The sequence below is a fragment of the Escherichia sp. GZ89 genome (genome assembly GCF_019366485.1).
Lineage (GTDB): Bacteria > Pseudomonadota > Gammaproteobacteria > Enterobacterales > Enterobacteriaceae > Escherichia > Escherichia fergusonii.
In genome coordinates, this window is record NZ_JAEOHX010000008.1 from 235,488 (window position 1) to 250,794 (window position 15,307).

Annotated in this window: 14 protein-coding genes and 2 pseudogenes; 9 read left to right on the forward strand and 7 right to left on the reverse strand. The window is 50.8% G+C overall.

Features of this window, described 5'->3' with window-relative positions:
* Window positions 1-12 precede the first annotated feature (12 nt).
* Window positions 13-588 carry an RNA polymerase sigma factor RpoE gene (gene rpoE, locus K0335_RS14695; protein ID WP_001295364.1) on the reverse strand — a complete coding sequence of 192 codons (576 nt, stop codon included), beginning with the start codon at window positions 586-588 and terminating at the stop codon, window positions 13-15.
* Window positions 585-740: a rpoE leader peptide RseD gene (gene rseD / locus K0335_RS14700; protein WP_001303621.1), complete on the reverse strand. Its 156-nt coding sequence runs from the start codon at window positions 738-740 to the stop codon at window positions 585-587. Before rseD ends, rpoE begins: the two co-directional genes overlap by 4 nt.
* Before the next feature lie 255 nt (window positions 741-995).
* Between rseD and nadB the strand changes: the two genes are divergently transcribed.
* The gene (nadB, locus tag K0335_RS14705) at window positions 996-2,618 is read left to right on the forward strand and encodes an L-aspartate oxidase (protein ID WP_104919596.1); all 1,623 of its coding nucleotides are present in this window, start codon (window positions 996-998) and stop codon (window positions 2,616-2,618) included.
* On the opposite strand, the gene trmN is transcribed toward nadB, so the two are convergent.
* Entirely contained in the window at window positions 2,603-3,340 is a 738-nt protein-coding gene (gene trmN, locus K0335_RS14710; protein WP_001353022.1) for a tRNA(1)(Val) (adenine(37)-N(6))-methyltransferase TrmN, read from the reverse strand. The genes nadB and trmN overlap by 16 nt on opposite strands.
* Window positions 3,341-3,471: 131 nt before the next feature.
* On the opposite strand from trmN, the gene srmB reads away from it, so the two are divergent.
* Complete coding sequence (srmB, locus tag K0335_RS14715) at window positions 3,472-4,806, forward strand: ATP-dependent RNA helicase SrmB (protein ID WP_000219194.1); 1,335 nt, start codon at window positions 3,472-3,474, stop codon at window positions 4,804-4,806.
* 32 nt (window positions 4,807-4,838) lie between these two features.
* Here srmB and K0335_RS14720 read toward each other — a convergent pair.
* Window positions 4,839-5,156, reverse strand: a pseudogene (locus tag K0335_RS14720) (LysR family transcriptional regulator); the annotation flags it as partial.
* Here K0335_RS14720 and K0335_RS14725 point away from each other — a divergent pair.
* Window positions 5,130-5,225: pseudogene (locus K0335_RS14725) on the forward strand (amino acid transporter); the annotation flags it as partial. The pseudogenes K0335_RS14720 and K0335_RS14725 sit on opposite strands and share 27 nt — an antisense overlap.
* A gap of 59 nt (window positions 5,226-5,284) precedes the next feature.
* Here the strand turns inward: K0335_RS14725 and grcA are convergent.
* Window positions 5,285-5,668, reverse strand: a complete 384-nt coding sequence (grcA, locus tag K0335_RS14730) for an autonomous glycyl radical cofactor GrcA (protein WP_000627804.1) — start codon at window positions 5,666-5,668, stop codon at window positions 5,285-5,287.
* Between the two features lie 305 nt (window positions 5,669-5,973).
* On the opposite strand from grcA, the gene ung reads away from it, so the two are divergent.
* The gene (gene ung / locus K0335_RS14735; RefSeq protein ID WP_104919597.1) at window positions 5,974-6,663 is read left to right on the forward strand and encodes a uracil-DNA glycosylase; all 690 of its coding nucleotides are present in this window, start codon (window positions 5,974-5,976) and stop codon (window positions 6,661-6,663) included.
* Window positions 6,664-6,710: 47 nt separating this feature from the next.
* Here the strand turns inward: ung and K0335_RS14740 are convergent, their stop codons facing one another.
* Window positions 6,711-7,748, reverse strand: a complete 1,038-nt coding sequence (locus K0335_RS14740) for a tRNA/rRNA methyltransferase (protein WP_000997419.1) — start codon at window positions 7,746-7,748, stop codon at window positions 6,711-6,713.
* Window positions 7,749-7,954: 206 nt separating this feature from the next.
* Here K0335_RS14740 and trxC point away from each other — a divergent pair, with 206 nt between their 5' ends.
* The 5 genes from trxC (at window position 7,955) to K0335_RS14770 (ending at window position 13,671) form a co-directional block, all read left to right on the forward strand.
* Window positions 7,955-8,374 carry a thioredoxin TrxC gene (gene trxC, locus K0335_RS14745; RefSeq protein WP_001643883.1) on the forward strand — a complete coding sequence of 140 codons (420 nt, stop codon included), beginning with the start codon at window positions 7,955-7,957 and terminating at the stop codon, window positions 8,372-8,374.
* Window positions 8,375-8,442: 68 nt separating this feature from the next.
* Window positions 8,443-9,141, forward strand: a complete 699-nt coding sequence (gene tapT, locus K0335_RS14750; RefSeq protein WP_104919598.1) for a tRNA-uridine aminocarboxypropyltransferase — start codon at window positions 8,443-8,445, stop codon at window positions 9,139-9,141.
* 31 nt (window positions 9,142-9,172) lie between these two features.
* Window positions 9,173-11,833 carry a protein lysine acetyltransferase gene (gene pat / locus K0335_RS14755; RefSeq protein WP_219393894.1) on the forward strand — a complete coding sequence of 887 codons (2,661 nt, stop codon included), beginning with the start codon at window positions 9,173-9,175 and terminating at the stop codon, window positions 11,831-11,833.
* A 113-nt stretch (window positions 11,834-11,946) separates the two neighbouring features.
* The gene (pssA, locus tag K0335_RS14765; protein WP_000949265.1) at window positions 11,947-13,302 is read left to right on the forward strand and encodes a CDP-diacylglycerol--serine O-phosphatidyltransferase; all 1,356 of its coding nucleotides are present in this window, start codon (window positions 11,947-11,949) and stop codon (window positions 13,300-13,302) included.
* Window positions 13,303-13,347: 45 nt separating this feature from the next.
* Complete coding sequence (locus K0335_RS14770) at window positions 13,348-13,671, forward strand: YfiM family lipoprotein (RefSeq protein ID WP_002431985.1); 324 nt, start codon at window positions 13,348-13,350, stop codon at window positions 13,669-13,671.
* On the opposite strand, the gene kgtP is transcribed toward K0335_RS14770, so the two are convergent.
* A complete protein-coding gene (kgtP, locus tag K0335_RS14775) occupies window positions 13,668-14,966 on the reverse strand; it encodes an alpha-ketoglutarate permease (protein WP_000852124.1) in 1,299 nt (432 codons plus the stop codon). The two genes, K0335_RS14770 and kgtP, sit on opposite strands and share 4 nt — an antisense overlap.
* Window positions 14,967-15,307 lie beyond the last annotated feature (341 nt).

Sequence of the window (15,307 nt, forward strand, 5' to 3'; positions counted from 1 at the left end):
ATCCCGCTATCGTCAACGCCTGATAAGCGGTTGAACTTTGTTATCAATAGCTTCCCTCGCTCGGAAGATACGTGAACGCACCGTACCTACCGGACAATCCATGATAGCGGCTATCTCTTCATAGCTCAGGCCATCCAGCTCCCGCAAGGTTATTGCCATGCGTAAATCTTCCGGGAGGGACTCAATAGTTCGGAAAACTATCTGTCTCAGTTCTTCTGACAACATTAAGTTCTCAGGGTTCGAAATTTCTTTCAACGCGCCGCCACTTTCGAAGTTTTCAGCTTCAATGGCATCCACATCACTGGAAGGTGGACGACGCCCCTGAGCAACCAGGTAATTTTTCGCTGTATTTACAGCAATCCGATACAGCCATGTATAAAAAGCGCTATCTCCCCGGAACGAATCCAGCGCACGATAGGCTTTAATAAAAGCTTCTTGTACCACATCGGGAACATCACCCGACGGCACATAGCGGGAAACCAGACTCGCCACTTTATGCTGATAGCGCACTACCAGTAAGTTAAAGGCTTTCTGATCTCCCTTCTGGACCCGTTCAACCAGGACCTGGTCCGTTAACTGCTCGCTCATCCGAGGTAAAGTCTCCCCAAACCAAATTTCCACGCGCTATCGAAACGCCACTCCATTAGCTGCAATTTGAGCAAGCAAAGGGTTAGAGTGTCTCGTTTTTGTAAAGTTCCGTAACGCATCTGTTTTTGTTTGTCATGCTGTAGACGGATCATTATCTATCATTATAAGTCTACAGAATCTGAACATCGCATTATCTGTGTAGAAATGCCCATTTAACTGCCTGAAGAGTAACCCAACGGCCTTTTTATTTCACCACCTAATCCTTCGCCAGCCAGTAACTTCTCGTTTTCTCGTCGCCGTGATTCGGTCTGTTTAGCCCCTGTAACAAAAACTAAAATAGCAGGTGTTTAATCGCACAACATGATGCTATGCTGACCAAACCGTGTTTAGTAAATTAAACAAAGAAAATGAATACTCTCCCTGAACATTCATGTGACGTGTTGATTATCGGTAGCGGCGCCGCCGGGCTTTCACTGGCGCTACGTCTGGCTGACCGGCATCATGTCATCGTTCTAAGTAAAGGCCCAGTAACGGAAGGTTCAACATTTTATGCCCAGGGCGGAATTGCCGCCGTGTTTGATGAAACTGACAGCATTGATTCGCATGTGGAAGACACAATGATAGCCGGTGCTGGTATTTGTGATCGCCATGCAGTTGAATTTGTCGCCAGCAATGCGCGTTCCTGTGTGCAATGGTTAATCGACCTGGGGGTGTTGTTTGATACCCACGTTCAATCGAATGGCGAAGAAAGTTACCATTTGACCCGTGAAGGTGGACATAGTCACCGACGAATTCTTCATGCTGCGGACGCCACCGGTAAAGAAGTAGAAACCACACTAGTGAGCAAGGCGCAGAACCATCCGAATATTCGCGTGCTGGAGCGCAGCAACGCGGTTGATCTGATTGTTTCTGACAAAATTGGCCTGCCGGGCACGCGACGAGTTGTTGGCGCGTGGGTATGGAACCGAAATAAAGAAACAGTGGAAACCTGCCACGCAAAAGCAGTGGTGCTGGCAACCGGCGGTGCGTCAAAAGTTTACCAGTACACTACCAATCCGGATATTTCTTCTGGCGATGGTATTGCTATGGCGTGGCGCGCGGGCTGCCGGGTCGCCAATCTCGAATTTAATCAGTTCCATCCTACCGCGCTGTATCATCCGCAGGCACGCAATTTTCTGTTAACGGAAGCACTGCGCGGCGAAGGCGCTTATCTCAAGCGACCGGATGGCACGCGTTTTATGCCTGATTTTGACGAGCGCGGCGAACTGGCTCCGCGCGATATTGTCGCCCGTGCTATTGATCACGAAATGAAACGCCTCGGCGCAGATTGTATGTTCCTCGATATCAGCCATAAGCCCGCCGATTTTATTCGTCAGCATTTCCCGATGATTTATGAAAAGTTATTGGGACTGGGGATTGATCTCACGAAAGACCCTGTGCCGATTGTGCCTGCTGCACACTATACCTGCGGTGGTGTAATGGTTGATGATCATGGGCGTACGGACGTCGAAGGTTTGTACGCCATTGGCGAAGTGAGTTATACCGGCTTACACGGCGCTAACCGCATGGCCTCAAATTCATTACTGGAGTGTCTGGTTTACGGCTGGTCGGCGGCGGAGGATATTACCAGGCGTATGCCTTATGCCCACGACGTCAGTACGTTACCGCCGTGGGATGAAAGCCGTGTTGAGAACCCTGACGAACTGGTGGTGATTCAACATAACTGGCACGAGCTACGTCTGTTTATGTGGGATTACGTCGGCATTGTGCGCACAACGAAACGTCTGGAACGCGCCCTGCGGCGGATCAATATGCTTCAGCAGGAAATAGACGAATATTACGCCCATTTCCGCGTATCAAATAATTTGCTGGAGCTGCGTAATCTGGTACAGGTTGCCGAGTTGATTGTTCGCTGTGCGATGGTGCGCAAGGAGAGCCGGGGGCTGCATTTCACGCTGGATTACCCGGAGTTGCTCACTCACTCTGGCCCATCGATCCTTTCCCCCAACAACCTTTACATAAACAAATAAAAAGCCTGGGTCAGCGCAGTGTACGCTTCGGAATAGCTCTGGTCTGGCCCACGAATCACTAAGCGATCGCTATAGCATTCTCCCGCCTGTGGGGAGAATGCCAGCAGCACCCGATGCGGCTGTCGCGTTTCGTTTTCCGCCACATCCGTCCGTAAACGTAAATGCCAGCCCATTCTTAATGCCAGTTCAGTAAAACCATTACCAATCTGCTCTGGCAACACCACGCAAAAAAATCCCTCTTCAGTAATGCACTCCGCCGCGCAGGTTAGCAACGATTGATGATCAAGCGTAGTGGTATAGCGTGCCTGTTCCCTCTGCGGCGTAGCGCACTCAACGCCCTGCTGATAATAAGGCGGGTTACTGATGATTAAATCAAAGCGTGCTGTCTGCTGTGTGATCCACTGCTGAATATCCGCCGGATAGATATTAATCCGCTCTGCCCAAGGGGACTGGTTGATATTTTCCTGCGCCTGAGTCGCAGCTTCACTTTCCAGTTCAACGGCATCAATCATCACGCTGTCATCGGTTCGCTGCGCCAGCATTAATGCCAGCAACCCGCTACCCGCGCCGATATCAAGGCAACGTTTTACCCCAGCCACCGGTGCCCATGCGCCCAGCAAAATGCCATCCGTTCCCACTTTCATCGCACAGCGATCGTGAGCAACAAAAAACTGTTTAAAAGTAAATCCATTACGACGAAGCACGGATGTAGACTGTGACATGAAAATAAAACCTTGCAGGAAAAACGGCGATAGCACCGGGTGAGAACAATACCCGAGAAGCGATATCCATACAAACAGATGAAGATTGCAGCCGTAACGTCTATAATCAGCGCCCCACACAGAGGTAGAACATGACTGTAACGACTTTTTCCGAACTTGAACTCGACGAAAGCCTGCTGGAAGCCCTCCAGGATAAAGGTTTCACTCGCCCGACCGCCATTCAGGCTGCCGCCATTCCGCCTGCGCTCGATGGCCGTGATGTACTCGGTTCTGCGCCGACAGGCACCGGTAAAACGGCGGCGTATCTGCTGCCAGCGTTGCAGCACCTGCTCGATTTCCCCCGTAAGAAATCCGGTCCGCCGCGTATTTTGATCCTCACCCCGACTCGCGAATTGGCGATGCAGGTGGCCGATCATGCCCGCGAACTGGCGAAACATACGCATCTGGATATCGCCACCATCACCGGCGGCGTAGCCTATATGAACCACGCGGAAGTATTCAGCGAAAACCAGGATATCGTGGTTGCCACAACCGGACGTCTGCTGCAATACATAAAAGAAGAGAACTTCGATTGCCGCGCGGTTGAAACGCTGATCCTCGACGAAGCAGACCGTATGCTGGATATGGGTTTTGCTCAGGATATCGAACATATTGCAGGCGAAACGCGCTGGCGTAAACAGACCCTGCTCTTCTCGGCAACGCTTGAAGGCGATGCCATTCAGGATTTTGCCGAGCGTCTGCTTGAAGATCCGGTGGAAGTTTCTGCGAATCCATCCACCCGTGAGCGCAAAAAGATTCATCAGTGGTATTACCGCGCTGATGATCTTGAGCATAAAACCGCATTACTGGTGCATCTGTTAAAACAACCGGAAGCGACCCGCTCAATTGTATTTGTGCGTAAGCGTGAGCGTGTGCATGAACTGGCAAACTGGCTGCGCGAAGCGGGCATCAACAACTGCTATCTCGAAGGTGAGATGGTACAAGGCAAGCGTAACGAAGCGATCAAGCGTCTGACCGAAGGTCGCGTTAACGTACTGGTTGCCACCGATGTTGCCGCGCGCGGTATCGACATTCCGGATGTCAGCCATGTCTTTAACTTCGATATGCCACGCAGTGGCGATACTTATTTACACCGTATCGGACGTACTGCTCGCGCTGGTCGTAAGGGAACCGCGATTTCACTGGTTGAAGCTCATGACCATCTGCTGCTGGGCAAAGTAGGCCGTTATATTGAAGAGCCAATTAAAGCTCGCGTAATTGATGAGTTACGCCCGAAAACGCGTGCGCCAAGCGAGAAGCAGACCGGCAAGCCATCGAAGAAAGTACTGGCAAAACGCGCCGAGAAGAAAAAGGCTAAAGAGAAAGAGAAGCCACGGGTGAAAAAACGCCATCGCGATACTAAAAATATTGGTAAGCGCCGTAAACCAAGCGGAACGGGCGTGCCACAGCAAACGACAGAAGAGTAATCTCAATGCCGGGTTTAAGCCCGGCATTATTTTTATCCCGGCACAAAACACTCTTCAACACACTGAATAAAAGTTTGCATCGCCGGGCTAACCGCTTTTCCGGCATGGTGAGCACACATTGCCGTAATGGTCTGCGACTGTTCGCCAAAAGGCAATTCGATTAATTCTCCGCACTCCAACTCTTTTGCCACCGTGATCCGCCGCTGGCGCAGCGTGCTCTCAAATATCTACCGGAAGACACATTGCGGTTCGTTGATAATAAAGCTACAGGCGTTATATCTTCCCGGCTCAGTAAAATCGACATCTGCAATTTGCGGTGAAGCCACCAGCGCCAGCGATTGTTTCGCCAGTATGGTCGCCAGTCAAATACCGTGCTTGCACTGTTGCTGGTCTATTGCGCGGTTCGTATTTTCTATTAATAAACAAAAAAAAGCGGAAGAGGTCGCCCTCTTCCGCTTAGTAACTTGCTACTTAAGCCTTACAGGCTTTCAGTAAAGGTACGAGCGATAACATCGCGCTGCTGTTCAGGAGTCAGAGAGTTGAAGCGAACTGCATAACCGGATACACGGATGGTCAGCTGCGGATATTTTTCCGGATGCTTAACTGCATCTTCCAGAGTTTCACGACGCAGAACGTTTACGTTCAGGTGCTGACCACCTTCAACGCGAACTTCTGGTTTAACTTCTACTGGAACTTCACGGTATTCAATGTCACCCAGTTTGCTTACTGCAACCACTTCGTCTTCTGCAAAACCTGCTTTCGCAACGATGCAACGCGCTTCGCCTTTTTCGCTGTCCAGCAGCCAGAAAGAGTTCAGCAGATCGTCGTTAGCGGCTTTAGTAATCTGGATACCTGTAATCATGTGATGCCTCCCCGGCAAAATTTATTTGATTTGATCAGCCTGTCGCGGCCAATTGGTAAAACCATTGTTGCTTGAGTGTATATATACTCCTCAAACACCCTTGATTCTTTGATTTAAATCAATAAAAACCACACATCAAGTATGGTCGAAAATGGATTTTATTGTTTTACATCAACTTATGCAGGTGTGAAATTTTACCAATTTACATTTTTTTTCACGTGTTTTTGGCTAAAAAGCGAGCCTGGTTTTGTTCTGTAGAAAGAAGCAGTTAAGCTAGGCGGATTGAAGATTCGCAGGAGAGCGAGATGGCTAACGAATTAACCTGGCATGACGTGCTGGCTGAAGAGAAGCAGCAACCCTATTTCCTTAATACCCTTCAAACCGTCGCCAGCGAGCGGCAGTCCGGCATCACTATCTATCCACCACAAAAAGATGTCTTTAACGCCTTTCGCTTTACCGAGTTGGGCGATGTCAAAGTCGTGATCCTCGGTCAGGACCCCTATCATGGCCCCGGACAAGCGCATGGTCTGGCATTTTCTGTTCGTCCCGGAATCGCCATTCCTCCGTCATTACTGAATATGTATAAAGAGTTGGAAAATACCATTCCCGGCTTTACCCGCCCTGGTCATGGCTATCTTGAGAGCTGGGCGCGTCAGGGCGTTTTGCTGCTCAATACCGTCTTGACGGTTCGCGCAGGTCAGGCGCATTCCCACGCCAGCCTCGGTTGGGAGACCTTCACCGACAAAGTCATCAGCCTGATTAACCAGCACCGCGAAGGCGTGGTGTTTTTGTTGTGGGGATCACATGCGCAAAAGAAAGGGGCGATTATAGATAAGCAACGCCATCACGTACTGAAAGCGCCGCATCCATCGCCGCTTTCTGCACATCGTGGATTCTTTGGCTGCAATCATTTTGTGCTGGCAAATCAGTGGCTGGAACAACGTGGCGAGAAACCGATTGACTGGATGCCAGTATTACCGGCAGAGAGTGAGTAAATTTGAGGGAAAACGCCGGATGGCAGAATTGCCACCCGGCTGATTTATCAGGCTTTGTTCTGACGCCACCATTCGCCAAGCAAAACGCCGGTTGCAACAGAGATATTCAGCCCGGCAACATTGCCAGTTCCGTCAATCTTCACGCGCAAATCGTTCGGATCGCGTGCGGCATCCGGTAACCCTTCATATTCCTGACCCAGCACTAGCACCATTTTCTCTGGCAGACTGGTTTTGAACAGCGGTTTACCCTGCTCGCTGGAGGTGGTCACTACGGTGTAACCTGCCTGGCGGAAGTCATCCAGCACGTTAACAATGTTGTCGCCAGTAATCGGCTGGACATGCTCTGCACCGCCTTCTGCGGTACGGATAGCCGCACCGGATTCCAGCAACGCCGCATCCTGCACCACAACGCCTTTCACGCCGAAGTGTGCGCAACTGCGCATCATGCCGCCCAGGTTATGCGGGTTAGATTCGTTTTCCAGTGCCAGTACACAATCCTGCGCACCTGCCTGACTTACCCACTGCTGCACGGTTGTACCGTTACGCTTTTTGATCAGGAAGCAAACACCGCCGTGATGTTCCGTGCCTGACGCTTTTGTCAGTTCCGCTTCATCCACCACATGATACGCTTTGCGGTTTGCCGCCATCCAGCGCAATGCTTCTTTAAAACGTGGCGTTACGCTCTGAATAAACCAGGCGCGAACAATCGCTTCGGGGCGGCTCTGGAACAGTGCCTGACAGGCGTTTTCGCCGTAGACGCGGGTTTCTTCCGCACGCTGACGACGCAAAACTTCCGGATCAATAAAACTTTTACCACTGATGCCACCGTGATCGGCCTTTTCCGGCGTCTCATCACCCGGCGCGCGGGAAACCGTGCGCCACGGAGACTCTTCCCACTTGCGGTCACGGGGCTGACTTTGTTTGTCATCGCGGGCGGGGCGACGGCCACCGTCGGCACGAGATTTTCCTGGACGCCCGCCCCCTTTCCCGGTACGCGGGTTATGGGTACGTTTATCAGAATCATCATCACTGCGGACATACATCACTTTGACCTTGCCGCTTTTACCTTTCATCTCATCGTTCATGCTTTTCTCCACCAGCGCTGCGCGAAGCGCGCAGATTACCCGAAGTGCGCGCGGTTCGCCATGATTTCGTACCAAAGCCTGCGACTATCATACCTATTGAATAAAACAGATTGTTGTCTGGAACAATGTCCCCGATAATATGTAACATATTAGAAACATACCGGCGTCGTTGCCGATAAGTCTCCTTACTCATCCCGAGGTTAGTTATGAATACCGTTTGTCCCCATTGTCAGGCCATCAATCGCATTCCCGACGATCGGATCGAAGATGCGGCAAAATGCGGACGCTGCGGTCACGACTTGTTTGACGGAGAGGTGATTAATGCGACCGGTGAAACGCTCGATAAATTGCTGAAAGATGATCTGCCTGTGGTGATCGACTTCTGGGCACCGTGGTGCGGCCCCTGCCGTAATTTCGCACCAATTTTTGAAGATGTTGCGCAAGAGCGTAGCGGTAAAGTGCGCTTTGTGAAAGTGAATACCGAAGCTGAACGTGAATTAAGCAGCCGCTTTGGTATTCGTAGCATTCCGACAATCATGATTTTCAAAAACGGTCAGGTTGTCGACATGCTTAATGGCGCAGTACCAAAAGCACCTTTCGATAGCTGGCTGAACGAATCACTTTAATCTTGTCGGGGCGCATCTTGTGCCCCGTTTTCTCCTCTGCGACAATGGCGTTTTTTCGACGCTCTCTTATGACCGAAAACGCTGTTCTCCAGTTACGCGCCGAGCGTATTGCGCGCGCAACACGTCCTTTTCTTGCCCGCGGTAATCGCGTTCGTCGCTGCCAACGCTGTCTTTTGCCAGAGAAATTATGTCTCTGTTCGACAATTACTCCAGCGGAAGCAAAAAGTCGCTTTTGTTTGCTGATGTTCGACACCGAGCCAATGAAGCCCAGTAACACCGGGCGTCTGATTGCCGATATCTTGCCAAATACCGTCGCGTTTCAATGGTCCCGTACCGACCCCTCGCAGGATTTGCTGGCTCTGGTACAAAACCCGGATTATCAACCGGTGGTGGTCTTCCCTGCCTCATATGCTAATGAACAACGGGAAGTGATTTTTACACCACCTGCCGGTAAGCCACCGCTGTTTATCATGCTCGATGGTACCTGGCCGGAAGCTCGCAAGATGTTTCGTAAAAGTCCGTATCTGGATAATCTTCCCGTCATTTCCGTCGATCTTTCCCGGCTATCTGCCTATCGCCTGCGTGAAGCCCAGGTTGAAGGCCAATACTGCACTACCGAAGTTGCCATCGCACTGTTAGATATGGCCGGCGATACCGAAGCGGCGGCAGGTCTAGGCGAGCATTTCACCCGCTTTAAAACACGCTATCTGGCAGGAAAAACGCAACATCTGGGTAGCATCACAGCAGAACAGTTAGAAAGCGTTTAAAATCATTCGGTCACTTCTGCGGGAGACCGATATGAGTCAGCGAGGACTGGAAGCATTACTGCGACCAAAATCGATTGCGGTAATTGGCGCATCGATGAAACCCAATCGCGCAGGTTACCTGATGATGCGTAACCTGCTGGCGGGGGGATTTAACGGGCCGGTACTCCCGGTGACGCCTGCCTGGAAAGCGGTGTTGGGTGTGTTGGCCTGGCCGGATATTGCCAGCCTGCCCTTTACACCCGATCTTGCGGTTTTATGTACCAATGCCAGCCGCAATCTTGCTCTTCTGGAAGAGCTCGGCGAGAAAGGCTGTAAAACCTGCATTATTCTTTCCGCCCCGGCATCGCAACACGAAGATCTCCGCGCCTGCGCCCTGCGCCATAACATGCGTCTGCTGGGGCCAAACAGTCTGGGATTACTGGCCCCCTGGCAAGGCCTGAATGCCAGCTTTTCGCCTGTGCCGATTAAACGCGGCAAGCTGGCGTTTATTTCGCAGTCTGCCGCCGTCTCCAATACCATCCTCGACTGGGCACAACAGCGGGAAATGGGCTTTTCCTACTTTATTGCTCTCGGCGATAGCCTGGATATCGATGTTGATGAATTGCTCGACTATCTGGCGCGCGACAGTAAAACCAGTGCAATCCTGCTCTACCTCGAACAATTAAGTGATGCGAGACGTTTTGTTTCGGCGGCCCGTAGTGCCTCGCGTAATAAACCGATTCTGGTGATTAAAAGCGGACGTAGCCCGGCGGCTCAACGACTACTGAACACCACTGCAGGAATGGATCCGGCGTGGGATGCGGCTATTCAGCGTGCCGGTTTGTTGCGGGTACAGGATACCCACGAACTGTTTTCGGCGGTGGAAACCCTTAGCCATATGCGCCCGCTGCGTGGCGATCGGCTGATGATTATCAGCAACGGTACCGCGCCTGCCGCGCTGGCGCTGGATGCCTTATGGTCACGCAATGGCAAGCTGGCAACGCTAAGCGAAGAAACCTGCCAGAAGCTACGCGATACGCTGCCAGAACATGTAGCAATCTCTAACCCGCTCGATCTGCGCGATGACGCCAGCAGTGAGCATTATATTAAAACGCTGGATATTCTGCTCCACAGTCAGGATTTTGATGCGCTGATGGTTATTCATTCGCCCAGCGCCGCTGCTCCCGCAACAGAAAGCGCACATGCATTAATTGAAGCGGTAAAGCATCATCCCCGCAGCAAGTATGTTTCTCTGCTGACGAACTGGTGCGGCGAGCACTCCTCGCAAGAGGCACGACGTTTATTCAGCGAAGCCGGGCTGCCGACCTACCGCACCCCGGAAGGAACCATCACCGCTTTTATGCATATGGTGGAGTACCGGCGTAATCAGAAGCAACTACGCGAAACGCCGGCGTTGCCCAGCAATCTGACCTCTAATACCGCAGAAGCGCATCTTCTGTTGCAACAGGCCATTGTCGAAGGGGCAACGTCGCTCGATACCCATGAAGTTCAGCCTATCCTGCAAGCGTACGGCATGAACACACTTCCCACCTGGATTGCCACTGACAGCACCGAGGCTGTGCATATTGCCGAACAGATTGGTTATCCGGTGGCACTAAAATTACGCTCGCCGGATATTCCACATAAATCAGAAGTTCAGGGCGTCATGCTCTACTTGCGTACAGCCAATGAAGTCCAGCAAGCCGCAAATGCTATTTTCGATCGCGTAAAAATGGCCTGGCCGCAGGCGCGTATCCACGGCCTGCTGGTACAAAGTATGGCTAACCGTGCTGGCGCTCAGGAGTTGCGAGTAGTGGTTGAGCACGATCCGGTTTTCGGACCGTTGATCATGCTGGGCGAAGGCGGTGTGGAGTGGCGTCCTGAAGATCAAGCCGTCGTCGCACTACCGCCGCTGAACATGAACCTGGCACGTTATCTGGTCATTCAGGGGATCAAAAGTAAAAAGATTCGTGCGCGTAGTGCGCTACGCCCGCTGGATGTGGCGGGATTAAGCCAGTTACTGGTGCAGGTTTCTAACTTGATTGTCGATTGTCCGGAGATTCAGAGGCTGGATATTCATCCTTTGCTGGCTTCTGGCAGTGAATTTACCGCGCTTGATGTCACGCTGGATATCGCGCCGTTTGAAGGCGATAACGAGAGCCGGCTGGCAGTGCGCCCTTATCCACATCAGCTGGAAGAGTGGGTGGAATTGAAAAACGGTGAACGCTGCTTGTTCCGCCCGATTTTGCCAGAAGATGAGCCACAACTTCAGCAGTTCATTTCGCGAGTCACCAAAGAAGATCTTTATTACCGCTACTTTAGCGAGATCAACGAATTTACCCATGAAGATTTAGCCAACATGACGCAGATCGACTACGATCGGGAAATGGCATTTGTAGCGGTACGACGTATTGATCAAACGGAAGAGATCCTCGGCGTCACGCGTGCGATCTCCGACCCTGATAACATCGATGCCGAATTTGCCGTGCTGGTTCGCTCGGATCTCAAAGGGTTAGGCTTAGGTCGACGCTTAATGGAAAAGTTGATTACCTATACGCGAGATCACGGACTGCAACGTCTGAATGGTATTACGATGCCAAACAATCGTGGCATGGTGGCGCTGGCCCGCAAGCTCGGGTTTAACGTTGATATCCAGCTCGAAGAGGGGATCGTTGGGCTTACGCTAAATCTTGCCCAGCGCGAGGAATCATGAGTAAGGTACTGGAAATGTTGACCACTTAATCGGGACTGGTGTTATTATTGCCCGCTTATGTCGTCTGCATTGCACAGAGGACCCTTCAATGAACAGAGAAGAAATGCACTGTGATGTTGTCAAAATTTAAGCGTAATAAACATCAACAACACCTTGCCCAACTACCCAAGATTTCTCAATCAGTTGATGATGTCGATTTCTTTTACGCTCCCGCCGACTTCCGGGAGACGCTGCTGGAAAAAATAGCCAGCGCGAAGCAGCGCATTTGCATTGTCGCCCTGTATCTCGAACAGGATGACGGTGGCAAAGGCATTCTGAACGCGTTGTATGAGGCTAAACGGCAGCGTCCGGAACTGGATGTGCGGGTGCTGGTCGACTGGCATCGTGCACAACGTGGACGCATTGGTGCTGCGGCGTCTAATACTAACGCTGACTGGTACTGCCGCATGGCGCAGGAAAACCCGGGCGTAGATGTTCCGGTTTATGGCGTTCCAATCAATACCCGTGAAGCCCTTGGCGTTCTGCACTTTAAAGGCTTTATCATCGACGATAGCGTTCTTTATAGCGGTGCCAGCTTGAACGATGTTTATCTGCATCAGCACGATAAATACCGCTACGACCGTTATCATCTGATCCGTAACCGTAAGATGTCAGACATTATGTTCGAATGGGTTACACAGAATATAATGAATGGTCGCGGCGTTAATCGTCTGGATGATGTTAATCGTCCAAAAAGCCCGGAAATCAAGAATGACATTCGTCTGTTCCGCCAGGAGCTGCGTGATGCCGCTTATCATTTCCAGGGTGATGCCGATAATGATCAGCTTTCTGTTACGCCGTTGGTAGGCCTGGGGAAATCGAGTCTTTTGAACAAGACCATTTTCCATCTTATGCCTTGTGCCGAGCAGAAACTAACCATTTGCACACCATATTTCAACCTGCCAGCAATCCTTGTGCGTAATATCATCCAGTTACTGCGCGAAGGGAAAAAGGTCGAAATTATTGTTGGCGATAAAACTGCGAATGACTTCTACATTCCGGAAGATGAACCTTTCAAGATAATCGGTGCTCTGCCTTATCTCTATGAGATCAATCTGCGTCGTTTCCTGAGCCGTTTGCAGTATTACGTCAATACTGACCAGTTAGTGGTTCGGTTATGGAAAGACGACGACAACACCTATCACCTGAAAGGGATGTGGGTTGATGATAAGTGGATGCTGATCACCGGCAATAACCTGAACCCACGCGCCTGGCGTCTGGATCTGGAAAACGCCATTTTGATTCACGATCCGCAACTGGAACTTGCGCCACAGCGTGAGAAAGAACTGGAACTGATCCGCGAGCATACCACCATCGTTAAGCACTACCGCGATCTGCAAAGCATTGCCGATTATCCGGTGAAGGTTCGTAAACTTATCCGCCGCTTGCGCCGTATCCGCATCGACCGATTAATTAGCCGCATCCTGTAATCACAACCCCGTCCTGTACGGGGTTTGTTTTTTGGAGGCCACGTTTTGCGTATTCTTTTTGTCTGTTCGCTATTGTTACTTTCTGGTTGCAGCCATATGGCTAACGATAGCTGGAGCGGACAGGATAAAGCCCAACACTTTATCGCCTCAGCGATGCTTTCCGCTGCCGGGAATGAATATGCACAGCATCAGGGAAGCAGTCGCGATCGCAGTGCCATGTTTGGATTAATGTTCTCTGTAGGGCTGGGGGCATCAAAAGAACTTTGGGATAGCCGAGCTGAAGGGAGTGGCTGGAGCTGGAAGGATTTTGCCTGGGATGTTGCCGGTGCAAGCACCGGCTATACCGTCTGGCAAATAGCGCATCACTAAAGACGCATCCCTTTTCCTTTACGGTGCAATGTTAGTGAAACCAGAAATGCAATCACTGCCATAAAGGTGACATACCAGAAGAAAGATGTTTCCATTCCTACCGATTTCAACGATAACGCTACATACTCTGCAGAGCCACCAAATAACGCATTGGCTACGGCATACGACAAACCAACACCTAATGCGCGAACCTGGGCCGGGAACATTTCAGCCTTAAGGATGCCACTAATAGAGGTATAGAAACTCACAATCACTAAAGCACACATGACGAGGCCAAAGGCTGCATAAGGAGAAGATACATTCTGTAATGCTGAGAGTATCGGAACGGTAAAAATGGCAGCCAGAGAACCGAAGCAAAGCATCGAGGTTCGACGACCAATCTTATCTGACAAGGCCCCAAAAAGTGGCTGAATGAGCATATAAACAAACAACGCGGCTGTCATAATGCCACTCGCTACGTTGGCGTGCATTCCCGCAGTATTCACCAGATACTTCTGCATGTAAGTGGTGAAGGTATAGAAACAAAGGGAACCCGCAGCGGTAAAACCGAGAACCATGATGAATGCTCGGCGATTGCGCCATAATCCTTTCAGAGATCCAGCTTCTCTTAAAGCGCGTGTTTCTTGTTGTGAAGTTTCATCCAATTGGCGGCGTAACCACAACGCCACAACAGCTAACACAGCCCCTAACGCAAAAGGAATACGCCATCCCCACTCTCTGAGTACAGCGTCTTCCATGGTGTGTTGTAAAACCACCACAACCAGTAAGGCCAGCAACTGGCCGCCAATTAGCGTAACATACTGGAACGAAGCGTAGAACCCCTTGCGCCCTTCAACGGCAACTTCACTCATATAAGTGGCGCTGGTGCCATATTCTCCGCCAACGGATAATCCCTGGAACAAACGAGCAAGAAGCAATAATGCCGGAGCCCAGGTACCGATTGTTTCGTAGCCTGGCAAACAGGCGATAACCAGTGAGCCGAAACACATCATACACACCGATAACAGCATCGATTTTTTGCGACCATGTTTATCGGCTATGCGGCCAAATAGCCAACCGCCTATTGGGCGCATCAGGAATCCAGCAGCAAAAACACCTGCTGTTTGTAGTAGTTGAGTCGTCGTGTTCCCGGAAGGGAAGAAGATGTGAGCGAAGTAGAGTGAACAGAACGAGTAGACATAGAAATCGAACCACTCGACCAGATTACCTGAAGAGGCCCCCACAATTGCCCAAATGCGGCGACGAGTATCACTACTTGTCAGTTTGCTGTCTGCCGTTACAGTACTTTCAGCCATGCCATTATGTCTCCTGCCGTAATCCGATGCTTTTGTCGGTCGCTTTTGTTTATTTCTTTTGGTAAAGAAAATGTTATACATTTGTTGCGTATCATTATGCAACCTTAACCATGAATTTAGTTAGCAGGAAAATGGTTATTGAGGATCTAAAGGATAGATTTTTGGTAAGGAGGATGTATGGAAGTGGGCAAGTTGGGGAAGCCGTATTCGCTGCTGAATCTGGCTTATGTGGGAGCGTAGGACGGGTAAGATGCAGCCAGCGTCGCACCCGGCATTATTTTCTGCACCAATGCAAAAAGGCCATCCGTCAGGATGGCCTTCTGCTTAATTTGATGCCTGGC

Coding starts and splice junctions, on each gene's coding strand:
- srmB (WP_000219194.1), top strand. CDS start 3,472: ATGACTGTAACGACTTTTTCCGAACTTGAACTCGACGAAAGCCTGCTG.
- trmN (WP_001353022.1), bottom strand. CDS start 3,340: ATGTCACAGTCTACATCCGTGCTTCGTCGTAATGGATTTACTTTTAAA.
- grcA (WP_000627804.1), bottom strand. CDS start 5,668: ATGATTACAGGTATCCAGATTACTAAAGCCGCTAACGACGATCTGCTG.
- kgtP (WP_000852124.1), bottom strand. CDS start 14,966: ATGGCTGAAAGTACTGTAACGGCAGACAGCAAACTGACAAGTAGTGAT.
- rpoE (WP_001295364.1), bottom strand. CDS start 588: ATGAGCGAGCAGTTAACGGACCAGGTCCTGGTTGAACGGGTCCAGAAG.
- K0335_RS14740 (WP_000997419.1), bottom strand. CDS start 7,748: ATGAACGATGAGATGAAAGGTAAAAGCGGCAAGGTCAAAGTGATGTAT.
- rseD (WP_001303621.1), bottom strand. CDS start 740: ATGATCCGTCTACAGCATGACAAACAAAAACAGATGCGTTACGGAACT.
- nadB (WP_104919596.1), top strand. CDS start 996: ATGAATACTCTCCCTGAACATTCATGTGACGTGTTGATTATCGGTAGC.
- trxC (WP_001643883.1), top strand. CDS start 7,955: ATGAATACCGTTTGTCCCCATTGTCAGGCCATCAATCGCATTCCCGAC.
- pssA (WP_000949265.1), top strand. CDS start 11,947: ATGTTGTCAAAATTTAAGCGTAATAAACATCAACAACACCTTGCCCAA.
- tapT (WP_104919598.1), top strand. CDS start 8,443: ATGACCGAAAACGCTGTTCTCCAGTTACGCGCCGAGCGTATTGCGCGC.
- pat (WP_219393894.1), top strand. CDS start 9,173: ATGAGTCAGCGAGGACTGGAAGCATTACTGCGACCAAAATCGATTGCG.
- ung (WP_104919597.1), top strand. CDS start 5,974: ATGGCTAACGAATTAACCTGGCATGACGTGCTGGCTGAAGAGAAGCAG.